The sequence below is a fragment of the Pasteuria ramosa genome, from assembly GCF_056496785.1.
The window spans coordinates 52,033-72,331 of the sequence record NZ_CP143099.1 but is presented as its reverse complement, the minus strand read 5'-3'; the positions used below and the strand labels follow the sequence as shown (position 1 = coordinate 72,331).

General features: G+C 27.5%; 17 protein-coding genes. 14 read left to right on the top strand and 3 right to left on the bottom strand.

Translation table 11 applies throughout. The features are described from left to right. Window positions 1–863: 863 nt before the first annotated feature. On the bottom strand, window positions 864–1,634 hold the full coding sequence (locus tag VS182_RS00400; protein ID WP_479492593.1) for a transposase family protein: 771 nt from the start codon (window positions 1,632–1,634) through the stop codon (window positions 864–866). Between the two features lie 2,274 nt (window positions 1,635–3,908). Between VS182_RS00400 and VS182_RS00395 the strand changes: the two genes are divergently transcribed. Then, window positions 3,909–7,508: a hypothetical protein gene (locus VS182_RS00395; RefSeq protein WP_479492592.1), complete on the top strand. Its 3,600-nt coding sequence runs from the start codon at window positions 3,909–3,911 to the stop codon at window positions 7,506–7,508. Between the two features lie 242 nt (window positions 7,509–7,750). Here VS182_RS00395 and VS182_RS00390 read toward each other — a convergent pair whose 3' ends face one another. Further along, entirely contained in the window at window positions 7,751–8,035 is a 285-nt protein-coding gene (locus VS182_RS00390; protein ID WP_479484587.1) for a hypothetical protein, read from the bottom strand. Window positions 8,036–9,194: 1,159 nt separating this feature from the next. Here VS182_RS00390 and VS182_RS00385 point away from each other — a divergent pair. The 6 genes from VS182_RS00385 (at window position 9,195) to VS182_RS00360 (ending at window position 12,091) form a co-directional block, all read left to right on the top strand. Then, entirely contained in the window at window positions 9,195–9,689 is a 495-nt protein-coding gene (locus tag VS182_RS00385; RefSeq protein ID WP_479492591.1) for a hypothetical protein, read from the top strand. A 96-nt stretch (window positions 9,690–9,785) separates the two neighbouring features. Continuing rightward, window positions 9,786–9,929, top strand: coding sequence for a hypothetical protein (locus VS182_RS00380; protein ID WP_479484585.1), 144 nt, complete (start codon window positions 9,786–9,788; stop codon window positions 9,927–9,929). A gap of 902 nt (window positions 9,930–10,831) precedes the next feature. Next, a complete protein-coding gene (locus VS182_RS00375) occupies window positions 10,832–11,263 on the top strand; it encodes a hypothetical protein (protein WP_479488714.1) in 432 nt (143 codons plus the stop codon). A gap of 72 nt (window positions 11,264–11,335) precedes the next feature. Next, complete coding sequence (locus tag VS182_RS00370) at window positions 11,336–11,464, top strand: hypothetical protein (protein ID WP_479484583.1); 129 nt, start codon at window positions 11,336–11,338, stop codon at window positions 11,462–11,464. Between the two features lie 150 nt (window positions 11,465–11,614). Further along, window positions 11,615–11,893, top strand: a complete 279-nt coding sequence (locus tag VS182_RS00365) for a transposase (RefSeq protein WP_479492799.1) — start codon at window positions 11,615–11,617, stop codon at window positions 11,891–11,893. Window positions 11,894–11,938: 45 nt separating this feature from the next. Continuing rightward, a complete protein-coding gene (locus VS182_RS00360) occupies window positions 11,939–12,091 on the top strand; it encodes a hypothetical protein (RefSeq protein WP_479484582.1) in 153 nt (50 codons plus the stop codon). A gap of 424 nt (window positions 12,092–12,515) precedes the next feature. Here VS182_RS00360 and VS182_RS00355 read toward each other — a convergent pair whose 3' ends face one another. Further along, window positions 12,516–12,836 carry a hypothetical protein gene (locus VS182_RS00355; protein ID WP_479492590.1) on the bottom strand — a complete coding sequence of 107 codons (321 nt, stop codon included), beginning with the start codon at window positions 12,834–12,836 and terminating at the stop codon, window positions 12,516–12,518. An 868-nt stretch (window positions 12,837–13,704) separates the two neighbouring features. Between VS182_RS00355 and ispG the strand changes: the two genes are divergently transcribed. The 7 genes from ispG (at window position 13,705) to VS182_RS00320 (ending at window position 20,193) form a co-directional block, all read left to right on the top strand. Next, window positions 13,705–14,805: a flavodoxin-dependent (E)-4-hydroxy-3-methylbut-2-enyl-diphosphate synthase gene (gene ispG, locus VS182_RS00350; RefSeq protein ID WP_479484580.1), complete on the top strand. Its 1,101-nt coding sequence runs from the start codon at window positions 13,705–13,707 to the stop codon at window positions 14,803–14,805. Window positions 14,806–14,914: 109 nt separating this feature from the next. Beyond that, window positions 14,915–15,133: a DUF378 domain-containing protein gene (locus VS182_RS00345; RefSeq protein ID WP_479484579.1), complete on the top strand. Its 219-nt coding sequence runs from the start codon at window positions 14,915–14,917 to the stop codon at window positions 15,131–15,133. 184 nt (window positions 15,134–15,317) lie between these two features. Next, window positions 15,318–16,034, top strand: a complete 717-nt coding sequence (locus VS182_RS00340; protein WP_479492589.1) for a gamma-glutamyl-gamma-aminobutyrate hydrolase family protein — start codon at window positions 15,318–15,320, stop codon at window positions 16,032–16,034. Between the two features lie 103 nt (window positions 16,035–16,137). Beyond that, the gene (locus VS182_RS00335) at window positions 16,138–17,493 is read left to right on the top strand and encodes a hypothetical protein (protein WP_479492588.1); all 1,356 of its coding nucleotides are present in this window, start codon (window positions 16,138–16,140) and stop codon (window positions 17,491–17,493) included. 620 nt (window positions 17,494–18,113) lie between these two features. After that, on the top strand, window positions 18,114–18,860 hold the full coding sequence (locus VS182_RS00330) for a hypothetical protein (RefSeq protein ID WP_479484576.1): 747 nt from the start codon (window positions 18,114–18,116) through the stop codon (window positions 18,858–18,860). A gap of 63 nt (window positions 18,861–18,923) precedes the next feature. Then, entirely contained in the window at window positions 18,924–19,136 is a 213-nt protein-coding gene (locus VS182_RS00325; protein WP_479484575.1) for a hypothetical protein, read from the top strand. A 232-nt stretch (window positions 19,137–19,368) separates the two neighbouring features. After that, a complete protein-coding gene (locus VS182_RS00320; protein WP_479484574.1) occupies window positions 19,369–20,193 on the top strand; it encodes a PHP domain-containing protein in 825 nt (274 codons plus the stop codon). Window positions 20,194–20,299 lie beyond the last annotated feature (106 nt).

Sequence of the window (20,299 nt, the reverse complement as noted above, 5' to 3'; positions counted from 1 at the left end):
TATAAAAATAGCCATAATTCCCTTTTCTTTGTAAGTATCCAAAACAAAACACATTTAGTATAAAAAGGATTTCTAATACAAATAATTTACCGCTAAAAGAGGGTTTGAGCAAATGCTTTAAAAAATGGAAGCTATCACCCTATTTTATCAAGCCATTTGTAAATAATATTACACATATGGTAGTTGGAATATTATCTGTACAGAAATATGCATGCAACGTCCTAAAGTAAATTATGAACCCTATTTATCTGGACTTAAAAAACAAACAAGTAAGAAATCCTTTAATTTTAATTTGCCTAGAACTGCCAAGATTTATTTTACAAATTAAGCTCCTGGTAGTGTACATGATTTTAATCTTTATAAAAAATCACATATACCATTATCAGAAAAAGCAACTTTGATAGGTGATTTAGGTTTTAAAGGCCTACACCAATATCATTTGTATGCAAAAATACCGTATCAAAACAGTAAATACAAGGTTTTCAGCCAAGAAGAAAAAGAATATAACCATATTTTATCTCAAGAAAGATCCTTAGTTTAAATAGTTATAGGATGGCCCAAAATATTTAGCTTGTCCAATAACCCATGTTAAAGCGTGTTTAAGAATCTAATTTAATGCACAAAAAGCTATGATAATGGCTATTTTTGTGTTTAAATTCCATAAATAGTGTTAAAATATAAAAAAACGAAGATTTTTGTTTTAGGGATTTTATTAATAGGTTTAATTTGTCATTTTTGTAGTTATAAACAATGAAATTCTATTAAAAGCACCTAACTAATATATATGTAAATTGTCAGAATTTTTAATTTTACTATTTAGCTTGCTTTTTTATCTTCTTTAAATTCTTGGAATTTCCCTAAAGCTAGGTGAGCTTAAACATTGCGCATATTAAATCAAATTGTTCTGGAAATTTTTTAGGATTATTACGATATCTATTAGAAATAATCTTAAATCTTTTTAACCAACCTATAACTCTTTCTACCAATGATCTTTTACGAGAAATTTTTTGATTATATTCCTTTTGTTCCTGAGTCAAATTCTTTAACTTACTTCTTTTATATGGTAAAAGAAATAGCTTTTGTAAGCCCTGAAAGCCTAAATCAGCGATTAAAGTGGCATATTCAGATAACCATGGAATGTACGAATCTTTAAAAAGCTTAAAATCATGTACACTACCAGGTGTGAAATTTGTGGGGCCAATAGAAGCTGTTTCATCACAAATTGCAAGGAAAGACTTCATTGTAGGATACTTTTTTCTTCCATATTCATATTTTTTATTATCTTTTTTTGGTCTTTCTATGCGCATTTCAGTACAATCGAATATAAACAAGCCAAATATGAGAGATGAAAAGTATGGGCTCTGATTTGCAGTATATCTTTTGTATAATACTTTCTTGGCGATACCTTGTATCTTTTGTATGATGTTATTAACCGTGCTTTTACTAATACCAAAAATTTGTGCAATCATTATATTCGTAAGCCCAAGAAAAAAATTATGAAAAAATAAGTATACTTGATTTTCAGGGTCGAGGATATTTTGCCTTCCACCCTTTCTTTTGGTCTTTAAATCTATTTTTCTAACTATATTAAATATTTTTTCGAAGATGATTTTATCTACACCGACAGCAGACATGAATTTACCTTCATCAAATGCTGCTATTTTGGAATATTACATATTCAAGTATTTAAGTTTAGATTTATACATATATGCTTAATCATCTCTTTTAAATATCAAATTTTATAGTAGTATATATCAACAAAAAATCACAATGTTATATTAATATTGTGATTTTTTGTTGATATATTACAATATTAAATTCAAAAATATTAGAAAGAGATAAAATTATTTTATATAAACTTATTTTTTTTGGTATAAACTTAAAAATATTAATAAAATATATGAATTTTGATATATTTTATTGATATTCAAATAATTAAAAAATTAGTATTTATATATCTTAAAAAATATATCAAAGGCAGCTTTATTGTTTATTTTAAGCTTTTTTAATAAAATTTTAAAATTGAAAATAACTACTAATAATCTGCACTAATCGTCTATATTAGCATTCTTGGACAAGTCCAAAGTAGCAGATTTAGATAACCGCGGAATATGTTAATCTTTAAAAAGTTTAAAATTATGCACACTACAAGGTACATAATTTGTGTAGCCAATCAAAGCTGCTTCAGCAAAAATTGCAACGAAAGACTTCATTTTTGGGTCTTTTTTCTTCTTGATTCATATTTTTATTATCTCTTTTTGATCTTTCTATGAACACTTCTTCAGTACAATCAAGGATAACCAAACTAAATATTAGAAATAAAAAATATGCAAACTGATTTACAGAATATCTTTTGGATAATACTTTATTGACGATAACTAGTATCTTTTGTATAATGCTATTAGCAGTGTTTTTACTAATAATAAAAATTTGTGCAATCATCCTATTAGTAAGTCCAAGGAAAAAATAAGTATACTTAATTTTAAGGGTCGGGGATGTCTGGCCTCCCATCTCTTTTTGGTTCTTTAAATCTATTTTTCTAGCCCCCCAATATAATTGTTGCAAAAAAGATATTATAGGAAGATAAACTGCATAATTTGGTTTATAAGATACAATAAGAACTTGTTATTGAATTTAAAATTTATCGATAATATTAAAGTATCAAAAAATATAAGCTAATCCTTAAATTTAGTTTCCCTTTATATTTTATATGTATGTTTAAGTGTCAAATATAATAAAATTATAGTCTAGCCAAATAACAAGCATAGACTATCTGTTTTTTGATTTTTCCATTTATTTTGATTTGCAAATAATAATTATAAATAACAATTATAACATTAAATTGTTATTAAAAACTTTCTATTGTGTTTAAGAATATATGCAGATAATCCTAAATATTTTCAAAAAACCTATACCATGTTCTACAGGTATTCCGCGTCGTGAAAAATTTAAATTGTTTATCGCACTTTCTATGGTTAAAGGTTTGAGTTTGATTCTTTTTATGTATATAATTGCATTAAAATGATACTTAGACATGCCTTGAAATCCAGCATAAGCTATTAAATTCACGAATTCTAGTAGATTAATAGGTAAGTGTTTATACATATTAAAATCATTCATACTACCTTTATAAAAATTTATCAAAATTTTTTTGCTTATGAAAGTAATTATAAGCCAATTTGTATATGTATGTTTCTTCTTCTAGCCAGAAAAATAGGATTTTTGATCTTTTTTAGGTCTTTGTATTTACGTAGCATATATTTGGATCATTTATATAATTACAGTCCAGTAAGCGAGAATATAATACTTGATATATCTTCTATATAATTTGCAGTTCTCCAAGCATTAATTTGATCAACCAAAAAATCAAAAGGGATATTTTCATATGTATAATCTCATCGGATGCTATGAAAGAATAATAATACTTGATTTTCTGAATCTAATTTATTAGGCCTTCCACCTTTATGCTTTTTTTAAGATTTTTTTTAAAATGCATAGACTAAACTTAAAAATGTTGGTTTAATAATTTCTATTGATATTTTAAATACCCCTGAATCTAATGATTATTTTTCTGATATTCTATGTTTATATATTATAAAACTATATTATTCATATTGATTGCTCTTTTTATATTAATATTGCAATTTATTTTAATGATAATATATATTTCTTTAAAAAACAACTTTATTAATTGAGCATGTTTTAAACTCATTATAGTATTTTTTAAAGTATAAAAAAGCTAAAAATAAAATATAATTGGAGCTTTTTTATTTTTAAGCTTTTAAAATAAATATTCAACAACTTTGCTAAATACTATATATTTTTTGTAATTAAATTTATACATATCGTAAAAATTGCATTTATAATTTGTTTAGGATGTAAAAATTGCAAATAGGGGATTATAATTGATGAATCATAGAAATAAGAAATTATGGATTAATTTCCCATTTTTGGTTTTGTTATTTTCACAGACTGTTTTTGTACAGATATCGGAAGGTAAAAATAATTTGATAGGGAGTTCAGATAATAGTCAAAAATCTAATAAATATATTACGGATAATTCACAAGATTCTGATAAAATACAAAGAACTGATGATACTACAGTAGATAGCAATGTTTTAAAGTTTTTAAAATTAGCAGATTCTGGGCTGCAAAAAATACTAAAGTTATATTACGATAATCCTGATGATTATTATAATATGAAAAAACTCATATCTGCTATTAATGATTATCTTAAAAACCAAGGTTTAACGATGATTACATTGGATGATACTTCTCGATTGCGAACATTATTGGACAATAATAAGGAATCTATTATTACAGATAAGCTTGGTAATATTGAAATCCTAAACACTAATAATAGTGATAAATTCCATCAAAATGTTTCAGGGATTAAAGAAGATGCTACTAAAATCAAAAAAAATGATGATAATAGAATATTGCTAGATCTTTTGGCTTTTTTAAGATCAAAAGATTCTAAGGAAATAATGGGCGAATATTACTCTAATCTATCGAATACTGAGATTAAAACTAAAACTTTAAATTATGCAAATAAATATATATCCGAAAAAGGTGTCTCCAAAGATAAATTTGATGATCCGAATAGATTTTTTTCACTCTTAGATGTTAATGAGGAATCAGGTATTTCAAAGGTCAGAGCTGAGATAGCTGATCTTGAAAGCTCAAATCCTGATAATAGTCATCACCCTAATGAAATAACAAATCCTGATAATAGTCACCACCCTAATGAAATAACAAATCCTGATAATAGTCTATTATATAGAAGAAGCAAAAATCCTATTTATACTAGAATATGGCTAGATCTTTTGAATTTTTTAAAATCAAATAATAAAATAATGAACGAATATTACTCTAATCTATCGAATTCTGGTATTAAAACTAAAACCTTAAATGCTGTTAATGAATATATGTCTGAAAAAGGTGTCTCCTGGTCTGTATTTGCTGACCCGGATAGATTTTTTCCAATCTTAGGTATTAATGCGGAATCAGGTATCGCGAACGTAAAAGCTGAGATATCTTATCTTGGAAGTCGAGATCCTGATAGTATGAAATTATATAGCACTGTTTTGGAGTTTTTAAACTCAAACGATTCTAATATACAAAAAACAATAGAAGAATATTACCAAAACCCCAATGCTAAAACTAATGCTGACAACGATGCTAACATCTATATGGAGAAGATCATAGAAGCTCTTAATGCTTATTTTGATAAAAAAGGTTTACAGTCGATTAGATGGAATTCTGCTGTTTATTATTTGCAATCATTATTAGACAGTAGTAGGAAATTAGGTATTAAAAATTTAAAAGATAAGATCTCTTATATTAAAAACCCAAATCCTGAGGATACTGAATTATATAGCACTGTTTTGGGGTTTTTAAGGTCAGAAGATTCTAATATACAAAAAACAATAAACGACTATTACCAAAACCTCAATGCTAAAACTAATGCTAACATCTATATGGAGAAGATCATAGAAGCTCTTAATGCTTATTTTGATAAAAAAGGTTTACAGTCGATTAGATGGAATTCTGCTGTTTATTATTTAAAATCATTATTGGGACCTATTAAGGAATCGGGTATTGAAAATGTATCTTATATGAGCCGAAATTATGATGCTATTAGATTAGATAGAAAGGTTTTAAAGTTTTTAAAATCAAAAGATCCTTATATAAAAACACAAATAGACAAATATTACAAAAAACCCGATGATTCTAATAATATGAAGGAACTCTTAGATGCTTTTAATGCTTCTCAGGAGTCTGAAGGTTTATCGAAGATTACATCGGATGATAATTCCCGATGGAAAACATTATTAGGTACTAATAAGGGATTGAGCATTTTAAATATAAAATCTAAGATCGATTATATTAAAAGCAAAAATCCTAAGGATACTAGATTATATAGCAATGTTTTGAAGTTTTTAAGATCAGAAGATTCTAATATACAAAAAATATTAAAAGACTATTACAACAAACCAGATGATAATATTAATAATCTCAAAAAGGCTATTAATTATTATTTAAAGGAAACATGTTTTTCCGATATTCAATTTGTTGATAATTCTGAATTGAGAAAATTGGTGGGGCATAATAAGGGATTGGGCATTTCAAATATACAAGATGAGATTTTTTATGCAAACGAAGGTATGAAGTATGATCAGAAGAAAAACCTCCAAGATTATGGTCGAATTCTAAGCTTTGTAGATTCTAAAAAAGATTCAGATCTCAAAGATTATTATAAACTTATACAGTCGGTTAACCACGATGAAGTGGAAAAAACTAAAAGTTTAAAAAAAGCTGAGTCAGATGTATTTGAATCTTTCAAGAAATTTTTGTCAGATAAGTATCAAGATATTTATTACATAGGTAATCTAAATAATATTATATCTTTGTTAGGGTATAATTCGGATATGGCCTATAAAAAAATCTCTGAGAGGATTCTTTATACTTATGAAGATATGACAAAGCCTGATATTGAACAAATTTCATTTGATGGATCAATTCATGATTTTTTAACTTCTGATAATCCTGAATATGCAAAGGTTATTAACAATTACTATCTTGACAAGGAAAAGGGAAATTCCCAGGCTCTTAAAAAACTTGTTTCTTACTTTAAAAATAAAGTTGGACGTTATTCTAGTCTAGATATTACTGGTGACTATTCATACTGGCAAAAACTACTAGGAAATGATTTAAAAACTGCTAAGGACCAGGCTGATAAGAATTTGGAAAAATCAATATATGGTGCTCGTATTAACAAGTTATATCTAGAACAAACAGCTGAATTAGAAAAAGAAGAAAGAGAGCAACGTCCTTTTAAAATTATGAATGCCCTATTATATTTATTTTCTATAATTAGCCCAAATAACAATAAATTTACCCCATTAAATTTTAAATGGCCTACTAATACTAATAAGTCTAGACCATTAATTGATAGATCGCCTGGGCATAATATATGTAAACGATCATCAGGGGGGCTTTGTTCATCTGCTAAAAGCAGAAATCCTGGAGAGAGCATTCGAGATCAAAGAAGTTTATTATTGAGGGTTGTCCTAGCACCTTTGGGGTTAGCAGATAAAGTTCGTACGCAATACTCTAAGCTAACTAATTGGATCCGCAAAAAGACACCGAGGAATCATCCTAAACCTACAGTTGAACGTAAATATAGCTATGGAGATACACCTGATCGGGAAAAAGTTCCTGTTTGGTTTAAAATTGCCACGTCACCTGTTGCGGTAGCGAGTAAAGCCCGTGATCAATTAGATAATCTAAAGTTTAAGATTCAGAGGAATCATAATCCTTCTAGATCTCAAACTAGATCTGAGAATACGGTAAGTAGTAGAAATCTTAATCGGGTAACTAATAGGGAATCGGTAGTGAATGGGAATCGAGACCTTAATCGGCTTCAAGTCAGCTCTGGGCTTTCATCATCAATTGCTACTACATCAAATAAAAGGGCTAAGAATAATATATATACTACCCATTAATGCACTAGGCTTTTCCAAAAGATGTACAGGCATATTTTGATAGTTCTTAATTCTAATTTACCATAAAAAAGGGTTGTAAAAATAAAGATTACTTATATCTAATTTTGTATTTAAGTTTTTATGAGTAATTTTTTCTTTTTTATTCTATTATATGTTTTCTGTTCTAAATCTGTTGTTTGAAATTATAGGGAAATAAAAATATAAATAGGCCAAAATATTAATTATATTCAGGTCTGTTTATATTAATTCTGTACATGCCGGAAAATGAAGTAAAAATTAGAAGGATAAAAAACTTTTCCATCTTCTCGATGAATGATAACAACAGCATTATAAATGTTATTAAGCTTTCCTCCATAAAGATATACCCTATAAAGGCCATTTTTGATGGCCCCAACATAGGTATCTGACTTTTTCATATGGGGAGCAAATTCAGTTAGGGATTGCTTAATTCCTTGTGGATAAAAAATGCGATTTGTTTTTAATCCATCAATAACATAACAACCTTTTTTAGCATTTGTGTCAAACATCTATTTTTAAACACACCAAGAATCAATCCAAAAATATATTTTTGGACATAATTAAGGCAATTTATTAATCATATTAACTGCTATATTAATTTCTTTTGTTTTTTCTTTTTTTAGGGACATATCTTTCTGTAGAAAATAGATATATCAAATCAACAGTACGCAGCAGAGCTTGAAGAACAGCATTCCCATAAACTTGTTTGTTATCTTAATGAAGAATAATGAAAACTAGCTCCTTCTATAAAATTAAACGCCAGTGAAGAGGGCTTTATTTTTCTACGGATAGTATCGTCAATTATACAAAAGATTGGTTGGTCATTTTTCTCAGCTTGCGTTTTGATTTCCTCATAAGAAACTTGACGAACTACCCTGTTTAAAAATTCTTAATTTTATTTAAAACTTGAAAGCATATAGATAATGCTTCTTATATCCTGATTATGCAGGCTTTCACGATGAATATATGCCAATGTACCTTTAAAACCGGATTTGTGACTAAACTTTAATTCAGGGTGTATCTAAGACTAATAAAGTGTCTTAAAAGATGTTATTATCACCACTTTAATGATTATATTTTATCGTAAGTGTTAAAATATAAATAAACATGTTTTAATCAGGTGACTAAGTCTTACTTATTTTCCTTTTATGCTTTATTTAATTATTTAGATTTAAATAATTACTAAAATTATATTAATTAAACCTAGCTGATTACTTATGTAAATTTTCTGTATTTTTTAATTTTTATTTTTGGATTTTATATAGATTTTTTGAATTTATCTTTAGATAAATGCTGGACTTGTCCAAGAATACTAATATATCCGATTAGTACAGATTATTTGTAGTTATTGTCAATTTTAAAATTTTATTAAAAAAGCTTAAAATAAACAATAAAGCTGCCTTTGATATATTTTTTAAGATATATAAATACTAATGTTTTAATTATTTGAATATTGATAATTATATATCGAAATGCATACATTTTATTAATATTTTTAAGTTCATGCTAAAAAAAGTTTATATAAAATAATTTTATCTCTTTATAATATTTTTGAATTTAATATTGTAGTATATATCAAAAAAAATCACAATATCAATATAACATTGTGATTTTTTTTGATATATACTACTATAAAATTTGATATTTAAAAGAGAGGATTAAGCATATATGTATAAATCTAAATTTAAATACTTAAATATGGAATATTCCAAAATAGCAGCATTTGATGAAAGCAAATTCATGTCTTCTGTCGGTGTAGATAAAAGCATCTTCGAAAAAATATTTAATATAGTTAGAAAAATAGATTTAAAGACCAAAAGAAAGGGTGGAAGGCAAAATATCCACGACCCTGAAAATCAAGTATACTTATTTTTTTATAATTTTTTTCTTGGGCTTATGAATATAATGATTGCACAAATTTTTGTTATTAGTAAAATCACGGTTAATAACATTATACAAAAGATACAAGGTATAGCCAAAAAAGTATTATCCAAAAGATATCCTGCAAATCAGAGCCCATACTTTTTATCTCTCATATTTGGTTTGTTTATATTCGATTGTACTGAAGTGCGCATAGAAAGACCAAAAAAAGATAATAAAAAATATGAATATGGAAGAAAAAAGTATCCTACAATGAAGTCTTGCCTTGCAATTTGTGCTTAAACAGCTTCTATTGGCCACACAAATTTCTCACCTGGTAGTGTACATGATTTTAATCTTTACAAAAAATCACATATACCATTATCAGAAAAAGCAACTTTGATAGGTGATTTAGGTTTTAAAGGCCTAAATCAATATCATTTGTATGCAAAAATACCGTATCAAAACAGTAAATACAAAGTTTTAAGCCAAGCAGAAAAAGACTATAACCATATTTTATCCCAAGAAAGATCCTTAGTTTGAAGAGTTATAGGATGGCTCAAAATATTCAAGCTGATTGCTAATAGATATCGTAATAAAATTAAAAATTTCTCGAAGCAATTTGATCTAATCTCAGCAATATTCAATCATCATTTATCTTTAAATAAATTCAAAAAATCTATATAAAATCCAAAAATAGAAATTAAAAAATTCAGTCAATTTACATAAGCAGTCAGCTAGGTAAAATTAATATAATTTTAGTAATTATTTAAATCTAAATAATTAGATAGAGCATAAAGGAAAAGTAAGTAAAACTTAGTCCCCTGATTAAAAGATTTTTATTTATATTTTAACGCTTACGATAAAATATAATCATTAAAGTAGTGATAATAATATCTTTTAAGACACTTTATTAGTCTTAAATACACCCTGAATTAAAGTTTAGTCACAAGTCCATCATCAGATAATATTCCATCTACCATATTTGTAATATTTTTTAAAGACGGCTTGGTAAAATAGATTTATAGATTCCACTCTTTAAAAAATTTTCTCAAACCTTCTTTTTGTGGTAAATTATTTTTATTAGACATACTTTTCCTCTCCGCATGTTTTATTTTTGGTACTTATATCTTATACAGAGGAGAAAGGTATGTCTGTTTTTATACCTTTTTTCCTTCTTAAAATCTCATTTTCAACTTTTTACTTCATTTTCCAGTACTTACAGGATAATGGATATTTTTTTTTGGATTCCATTAATAGTGTTAAAACTGTACATGCGAAAAAAGCAAAAAAATTTAAATTATTAATAAAAATAATAAAATATGATTATATTTACAAAGTTTACAATATATTATATTTTAAGATTTTACAAACAAAAATAGACATTCCTCTATCACCTGTGTAGAATATAAGTGTCCTAAAAAAAACCAACATGAGGATAAAGAATGTCTATTAATTGTAGGTTAACAAATAAATCTCATTTGGTCAAATTTTTTCGTAAATTGGGGTTAATATCCCAATTTACTTCATCTGGTTTTAATCATATTTTGCAGATTATTGATGGTATTTTGTCAAAAAATTTTAACGGAACTTTGTCGGATATTCATAAAAAAAGCTTTTATAATAGGTGCCGACAAACGATAAGCCATATGATGACTAATTCAAAATGGGATGAAAAAATACTTATTGACGCCATGAAAAATGTTTCTTATAAAGAATTTATCCATCAAGCTAAGAGAAAAAATAAACCTTACTTTCTGATAATTGACGATACAGTATGCCGTAAGAAAAAGCCATCATTATTAGCTGAACACCCTATGCAAGCAGCAAGTTATCATTATTCTAATTTAGCTCAAAGGAGTGTATATGGTCATTAAGCTATTTTACATACAGATGGTTTAAGCTATCCTATAGAAGTTAAACGTGCTAATAAAACAGAAATCAATAAAATGGATACTTCTTGCAATATCATATCTAGTGCGCCCGAGCCAGATAGTAAAGCATATGTTTGCGTAGATTCCTGGTATATTTCAAAAAAGATCATCGAAACAAGCTTAAAAAAGGATTTAATTTTATAGGTGCATTAAGAATCGATATTGTTATTTGTCCTTTAGGCATTAAAAATCAAATAAAATGTTTTTAAATTTTATAAAAAATACAGATAAAAAAGTTGTTACCATTAAAAAAAAAATTATAGTGTTTATAGATATGAAGGTAATCTTAATTTTATTGACAATGCGTTTGTTCTTATTTTTGTTAAGGAAGGTCAAGATATATCTAAAGCAAAAGCTTTTATTTGCACAGATAGGGAGCTAAGCAATGAAGAAATTCTAAATTATTATTCGAACAGATGGGAAATCGAAACCTATTTTAGAAAAGCTAAAAATTATCTTTCTTTGCAAGTATACCAAGTCATATCCAGCAAAGCTTTAGATAGATACTTAATTTTACAAATGTTTGTAGCGATTTATTGTATACATACAGGTAATGGCAATCTCCTAAAGTGATTACGTAAATATCAGGCTAAAAAAGAAGCTTATCGAATAGAAGATATGATTGATATATTCATTCCATGTTTTAAAGAGATAATATCATATTTAGATATTCCTAAGCATATATCTTTGAAGCTTATTTTATCACGTGCCAAAAAAGGATTAAGAGCAGCACTAAGGGCCTACTGTTATCAATTTCAAGAGGTAGCATAAATCTGCAAATACAATTAAAAAGGATAAATATGGTAAAAAACTAAAAAAGGCTCGGTTTGTTTTTTGGCTATACATAAATATAATTAAATTTATTATCACAATACAAATATATAAATTCTCTTTTTAGATTAATTAAACATAAGGATTCTAAATTACTCTAAAAATAAAAACGCTCTTTTGTATAAACAAATAATGTTCAAACTTAGATTACAATAAACTTTTCAAGTTAATTTTTGAAAATCAAAAATTATGGCCTATTTTTTTTTGCAAGTACATTTAAAATATAAAAAAATGAAGATTTTTGTTGTAGGGATTTTATCAATATTTTTAATTTGACATTTTTGTATTTATAGAAAATCGGATTATATTAAAATTGCTTAACTAATAAATATTTAAATTATCCGAATTTTGAATTTGCATTTATTTAGCTTGCTTCTTTATTTTCTTTAACTTTTTGGAATTTTTCTAAAGCTATTTCCGCATTGAACATTGCACATATTAAATCAAATTGTTTTGGGAATTTTTTAGGCTTATTATGATATCTATTAGCGATAAGTTTGAATTTTTTTAGCCATCCTATAACTCTTTCTACTAAGTCGAGTATGTTTGGTCTGCCCCCTTTTTTATTATTTTTAAAGTCATGTTTTCCCCCATTTTTTACTATAATTAAAAAGTTTGTTTTATCAACGCCTACAGCAGAAATAAATTTCTTTCCAGTGAATGATGCTATTTTCCCATATCCCATATTTATATTTAATATTAGACATATTTATTTACTCTTTTCTTTTAGTGTTAAATTTTATCTTAATAGTAATATATAAATAGGGATTTCTTTTTTAAAATTTTATTTTTTTAATAAATTTTTAAAAATTATAATAAATAACAATTATTTATATTAATCTCCTATGCTGTATTTAGACACAAGTCCGATATATTCAATATAAAGTAATTAAATTAAAATAAAAGTTAAATTATAATATTTTAATCTCAGGACTTTCGTCTATATATATTAATTTTGTATTTGCTTTTATGGTCTTAGGTTAAAACTAGCATATTTATGTGATGTTTGGATATAATTGTAGTTGGATAATGACTTAGCTGTTGGGTGCTGGATATTAGCTTTAAGTTATCATCAGCTCATTTTATGATATTTAATTCTAAACCATTTTATTTTTTATTTTTATATTGAAGTAATCTGGATATAAGGGAAAACCTCTATATGTTTATCTTTATATTAAATTTATAATTTATTATCCCTTTCGTTACTTATTTTATTTTATTTTATTTTGTTTTTTATTTATTAATAAATTGTATAAAATGCATTGAATTATCTGGTATAATTAAAATTCATACAATTTGAATTTTATAAAATTTTTTAATTTTGTTGGTTTCCGCATATTCTTGCTGTTTACAAACTTGTTTTTATTAATGTAATAATATTTATATCTAAATTAATTACAAATTTTAACGACAAGTTTTTTTAGTTAATGAATTTATTTTTAATTCATTAATCATTATTTTCCTTTTTATTATGAATAATAAAGGTTAACTGATCCGTAATTCTGTTAGCATAATATTGTCAATTGTGTTTATCGGCATAAGGAGGACTGAATTTGTTCCATCGACGACAAACGCTTGAAATTAAGATTGGCGAATCACTGACTATTGGTGGTAATGATCGTGTGGTTATGCAGAGTATGTGTACAACGAAAACAGAAGATGTGGAGGCTACTGTTGCGCAAATTAAACGTCTAATAACAGCGGGTTGTCAGCTGGTTCGTTTAGCTGTTCCTAATGAAGAAGCCGCTTTAGCTATTTCATCTATTAAAGAACGTGTGGATGTACCTTTGGTAGCTGATATTCATTTTGATTATAGATTGGCTTGTCAAGCAATTAAAAATGGTATTTCAAAAATAAGGATAAATCCAGGTAATATTGGTAATAGACATAAAGTAGCAGAAGTGGTTTCTTTAGCTAAAGAGTATAATATACCTATTAGAATTGGTGTAAATGCAGGCTCGCTTGAGAAAAAAATTATTCAAAAATATGGTTATCCTACAGCTGATGGGATGCTGGAGAGTGCTTTTTATCATATAAATATTCTTGAACAATTAGGATTTACATCAACTGTTGTATCACTTAAAGCATCCGATGTCATGTTATCAATACAAGCTTATCAAAAAGCTGCTGAAGCATTTAACTATCCGTTACATCTTGGTATTACTGAAGCTGGAACGCCTTTTGCTGGAACGATTAAAAGTGTTGCTGGTATGAGTGTTCTATTAGCCCAGGGTATTGGTTCTACAATACGTGTGTCATTAACTGCTGATCCTGTAGAAGAAATCAAGGTGGGGCGCGAACTTCTTAAATCTTTTGGTCTAGCTGATAATGTACCTACATTGATTGCTTGTCCGACTTGTGGACGTATTGAGATTGATCTGATTAGTTTAGCCAATGAAGTTGAAGAATATCTATCTAATATCCATGTACCTATAAAAGTAGCTGTACTTGGTTGTGCTGTAAACGGACCTGGAGAAGCTAAAGAGGCGGATATTGGGATTGCGGGTGCTCGGGGAGAAGGTTTATTATTTCGTAAAGGTAAAATTGTGCGCAAGATTCCTGAAGGCCAACTTTTAACGACTTTAAAGATGGAGATTGATAAATGGGTTAAGGATTATCAGGATCAAAAAAAATCTTTAGTTGCTACAAAATAAATCCATAATTTAAAAGGACGATAATATTTCTAACTTGCTTGCATAGTTTATAAAAAGAAAACACACGCTATTCATGAGCGAGTTTGTTGCTTGAAAAGAGGTGTGCGATTTGAAAAAACTAGCACTGAGTCTAATTATTGTAGGTGCACTTAACTGGTTATTAGTTGGTGTTTTAGAATGGGATTTAGTATCGGCTATTTTTGGTGGAGAATACTATCGTGAGTCTTCTATTTTGAGTAGAATTATATATGGATTAGTAGGTTTAGCTGGTGTTTATTATACAAGTGTACTTCTAATAGAACGTTCACGTACGCGTAGTACTGACTAATCTACATTAACCGTTTCCTTTATTTATAATTAATTTTTATTATATAAAGGGGACGGTTAATATTGTTTTCATATCTTTTTAGATAATAAAAACAATAAATGTATAATGAATAAATGGATAAAAAAATATTAATTTAAATACATAAATATTACTATTACTTAAGATATGATAGATCTTTTTTGAGGTGATCAATATAACTATTATAGGCTGTACCCTCTCTATGGAAGAGGGAAAATTGATTCTTTCGCCTGCTTACACGCAGTTTTTGCTGTCTAGGGGTGTTTTGCCATGGCTTTATCCATATATCGATGACCTTGTAATTTTGGAGAAAATTTCAGAATATTGTGATGGTTTGCTTTTGACAGGAGGAGGAGATCCTGATCCTGCTTTTTTAGGTGAGGATCCTTTTTTTAATATAAAAAATGTTTATCCTCAAAGAGATCGGATGGAGATAGAGTTAGTTAAGCTTTTTCATAAACAAAAAAAACCTATTTTAGGTATATGCAGGGGTTGTCAAATTTTAAACATTGCTTTGGGTGGTGATATATATCAAGATATTAATGAACAATGTAAAAATGTTTTACAACATAATCAATCTGCAGATAAACATTTACCATGGCATAATATATCTATTTCATCTTCCACGTTACTAGCTAGTTGTTATCCACCCCCAAGACAGCGTGTTAATTCTTTTCACCATCAAGCTATTAAGAAAGTTTCTCCTCTTCTAAAGCCTGTGGCTTTTGCTTCAGATGGGGTTATTGAAGCTGTTGAATCTATTGATAATAATTTCGTTTTAGGTGTACAATGGCACCCGGAATGTTTATATAAGTCCGATTATTCAAAGAAACTTTTTTCTTGTTTTATAGATGCTTGTGAAGAATATTATAGGTTAAGATAATATTTTATAGATATATTTATCTTATTTTGATATAATGAATTTAAATGATAATGTTAAATTGTATATTTATACTAAACCCTTATTAAATAGGGGAGGTTTATTTATGTTAAAGATAAAATCTAGAAAGGTAAGATCCATTTACTATAAGTTTTGTCCCCTTTTTTTTATAATTATATTTCTCTTTATTTGTGGTTGTGATTCCCATCATAAACAAAAACTTTCTTCATCATCAGCTACGAGATTAGATACAGGACAGGTTTTAGAGTTTAAAGGTAATAGTACGAAACAAGTATCATCATCAGGTTCTAGCCATCGCCATCGCCATCCTAATCATAATAAACAGGTCAAAAAAGTACCTGAGATAGCAGTTCCTATTTCTATTCAGGTAGATGGAGATGATAAGCCTTATAATGTGCACAAAGTTTATGTAGCTAAAGGAACAACAATTTACAATGTTGTTTTTAATTTTTTAACAAAGGAAAAATCTCTTAAGGATTTATCCTTAAAAGTTTGTATTAAAACCCCCAGGGGCGAATCTTGTATGCGTTTTAAAAATAGTTTTTTGCAACATATTTCTAATCAGGAAATAGTCAAGAAAGTGGATTTAGCTACTTATCAGAGTGAAATTTCTAGTATTTCTTCTGATCTTAAAAATAATAAAACAAAAGTAGCTGCAGATTTTAAAATAGAAGCAGATCCTATTTTAAAAGAGACAGTAGATCACAATGTTCAAATTGCATGTTACGTGATAAAAGAGAAAGGCTTGTTAGCGGAAAATCAAGCTCCAGATCAAGTTCAAACTCAGAATCAACAAGCTGATAATGAACCTGAATTTTTTGTAGAATTAAAATCCAATATACCATATAATGATAATAATTTAGTTAAAATAAATAATGATAATATAAAGGATAAAATAATTAATCAATCTTCTAATAATAATCCGCAAAACAATAATGAACTTTACAATAAAGATATAAATAAAGATATAAATAAAGATATAAATAAAGATATAAATAAAGATATAAATAAAGATATAAATAAAGATATAAATAAAGATATCAATAAAGATATCAATAAAGATATAAATAAAGATATAAATAAAGATAACAAACCAGAAATTATTCATAGAAGAACTATTAATGCAGAAGTTACAGCATACACATCTCCGTCAGGAGCGCTTACCAGATCTGGTATTCCGGCTAGTGAATCTGTTGTAGCGGGAGATGCTCGTTTTCTCAATAAATATATTTTAATGGATAGCCCTATCGGTCGTCGCCGCGGTTGTATGCGCGTTGGTGATACAGGAGGTAAGATTCATGATAATATATTTGATCTTTACATGGGAGGACCTCATGGGCAAGAGAGGGCAATTGCTTTTGGTAGACGGAGAATGAAAGTATATTTATATGATAACGAAAGAAGTTGTCTTTTAGACCAAGGGAATGTTTTTAAATCTTAGGGCATGAAATTATATATAGCTTATAAATTTGTTTAAAACAAAGCGACAACTATTGTTTTTGTCGCTTTGTTTTTTTATTTAAGTATACATTATGAAATTTACAAACGGATTATCATTGAGCTTGTATAATAACCCATGTTAAAGAGGGTTTAAAAAATTAATTTCATGCATAAAAAGTTATTATCATTGCTATTTTGGTGTTTAAATTACATCCTCATAATCTTTTTGCATAATACGATATAATTTGTTCGATTCTGTAGCAAGTTTTGATAGTAGCAGTATATGTATATTTTGCTCTTTTAAATTAAATAATAAAAAATTCATTTTAAATGTTCTTTATATTTACTTCGTCAAGATTTTATGTATAATGTTTATTATTTTATTATTATAAAATTTTAAATGCCATAAAGATGTAAAGTTATCTTTGACGTTTACTTGTGTTTAATGAACTTATTTTTATATTGAGAATTCATTTTCTAGAAAAAAATATATTTTTGTGATAAAATTTACGCGTATGTTTTTATATCAAAATATTCTTCAGATACATTTAAATGTATATTTTGAGAGTAATCAATTTTGATTTATTTTATTAGTTTATTTTGAAAGGGATGATATTACCGATGCAGGAATCCCTAAAAGGTCTTAAGGACCCTCTTGTAGGTTGCTCGGTTGAGATTCCTAAAGAACCTGAAAGAAATATTTTTAGAGAATGTCGGATACCGATTAAAACTTTGTCAGATGAATATATTTGGTTGCCATCGGATATTTCAAATAATTTTGAGCATTTTATGATGTCTAAATTGCGTTCCTTACATCCTTTGGCCCGACATTTATATGATAAATCATTGGCTAAATTGTATCGGTATCTTTCTTTGCGTTATGGGTATAAATTTTGTTGGGAGCATTTTGATAAAGATGCAGTTATGCATTTTATTGGTAGTTGGTATATTGATTTGGTTTCTCCAACGCCTGTTAGATGCAAGATTTTTCTTAATTGTTTGAAAAATTTTTTTATATGGTTGAAAAGTGAAAATATAGCAACTATTTATGATGACTATAAAAGCGTTTATTCTAGCTTTATTTCTTCGCTGCCCTTATCAATTGAAATTTCTAATTTACTTACTGAGCAATTTAACTTTAAAACGAATCAGTTGTCCAAATTTTATCTATTGGTTTTTATGTTAGATGGGCCGATGATTTTTATCAATCACAAATGGTTAAAGCTGAATATTTATGATATGTGTTCCCATTGGTTTGACTGTGCTTTTTGGTTACATGGGGTTGTTTTACCGGGAGATGAAAAATTCTGCAATTTAATAAAGTTTGATAAACTTTATCCTGTGATTTTATCTAAAAATTATATCTAGTATATTTAGAGCATATTTTGTATATACTTACTTCCTATCAGACTTAATTTAGGGGGCGATTTTGTGTCATTTCTCTTTAGTGGATCTGGTTCTAATAATAAGGATAATATGAAGGATCAACAGCAAAAAGTTAAGGATGCTAAGAAAGATGCAGCAGAAAAATTGATGGCAGAAGTTAGTGAAGAGTTAGGTATTGATGTTGGGAGTAAATCAATTAAAGAAGACAAAGATGATTTTGTCCAACGTATGAAAAAAGCTATCAAGAAACGTACTTGATTTGTAATTATATAGCCAAGGGAAAAGACTTTATTTAATAAGGTTTATTATTTCCTTGGCTTTTTATTGTATCATTTTTTAATTTATTTTTAGATAAAAATATTTGTGTTTATTTTAATAGTAAAACATTAATATTAAAATAAAAAATTCCGAAAAAGGTAAATGATTATTAAATAAATAATAAAAAAATTAAGTAAATAATATGTTAAATTCAAATGAGGTGTTATTCGCTATGAGATGGGATTTACATATTCATTCTTCAGCTTCTGATGGTTCTTTATCGCCAGAAGAAGTCGTTATAAGAGCTTTTTCTTTAGGGTTAGATGGCATAGCTATTACAGACCATGACAATGTTTCGGGTGTGAATTCAGCTCAATTAAAGGGATATGATTTAGGTATTAAAGTTATATCGGGTGTTGAAATAAGTACGCTGTATAAGGATGTTGAAATTCATCTGTTGGGTTATGGGATGAATATAAATGATCATCTTTTTCAATCACGATTGTTAAAGCAACGAACACGAAGAAATGAAAGGAATGGGCTTTTAATACATAAATTAAAAGAATTTGATATAGATATTATTGAAGATATAAATATGTTACAAGAAAAAACCGATATACAAATAGGTCGTTTACATATAGCTAAAGCTATGGTTAAAAGAGGATTTGTAAAAACGGTTCGTGAAGCTTTTGATGTATATATTGGTGCACAAGGTATAGCTTATACCGATGAACCTAAAACTGTTGCTGTGTCTAGGGCTATTGATTGGATTAAAGAGGCTGGAGGGCTTGCTGTTTTAGCACATCCAGGTATCTATAAGGTAGATTGGTACAATGCGGATTGGATATCGCGTTTATGGGGAATTGAAACGAATCATCCTGATCATACTGTAATCATGACCGATGAACTTAAGTTATTTTCTCATGAAAGAGGTTTGTTTGCTACAGCAGGATCTGATTTTCACGGTTTACAAGATGGCAAACCGTTTCATGCCGATATTGGCACTTGTACAGTTGATGAATCTGAATTGAATTTATGCGAAATATTTGATTTGTAGGGTATGGTATTTTTTTTGAAAAAAAACCGAAATACCACTTGCACAAATCATGAAAAGAGAATATAATATGTATTATATTGATTCAAACAATCTTTAGGTTTTAAAA

Excerpts from the sequence above, each read along its gene's own strand:
- VS182_RS00400 (WP_479492593.1), bottom strand. The coding sequence starts at position 1,634 with ATGTCTGCTGTCGGTGTAGATAAAATCATCTTCGAAAAAATATTTAAT.
- VS182_RS00395 (WP_479492592.1), top strand. The coding sequence starts at position 3,909 with ATGAATCATAGAAATAAGAAATTATGGATTAATTTCCCATTTTTGGTT.
- VS182_RS00390 (WP_479484587.1), bottom strand. The coding sequence starts at position 8,035 with ATGTTTGACACAAATGCTAAAAAAGGTTGTTATGTTATTGATGGATTA.
- VS182_RS00385 (WP_479492591.1), top strand. The coding sequence starts at position 9,195 with ATGTATAAATCTAAATTTAAATACTTAAATATGGAATATTCCAAAATA.
- VS182_RS00375 (WP_479488714.1), top strand. The coding sequence starts at position 10,832 with ATGTCTATTAATTGTAGGTTAACAAATAAATCTCATTTGGTCAAATTT.
- VS182_RS00370 (WP_479484583.1), top strand. The coding sequence starts at position 11,336 with ATGGATACTTCTTGCAATATCATATCTAGTGCGCCCGAGCCAGATAGT.
- VS182_RS00360 (WP_479484582.1), top strand. The coding sequence starts at position 11,939 with ATGATTGATATATTCATTCCATGTTTTAAAGAGATAATATCATATTTA.
- VS182_RS00355 (WP_479492590.1), bottom strand. The coding sequence starts at position 12,836 with ATGGGATATGGGAAAATAGCATCATTCACTGGAAAGAAATTTATTTCT.
- VS182_RS00335 (WP_479492588.1), top strand. The coding sequence starts at position 16,138 with ATGTTAAAGATAAAATCTAGAAAGGTAAGATCCATTTACTATAAGTTT.
- VS182_RS00330 (WP_479484576.1), top strand. The coding sequence starts at position 18,114 with ATGCAGGAATCCCTAAAAGGTCTTAAGGACCCTCTTGTAGGTTGCTCG.
- VS182_RS00320 (WP_479484574.1), top strand. The coding sequence starts at position 19,369 with ATGAGATGGGATTTACATATTCATTCTTCAGCTTCTGATGGTTCTTTA.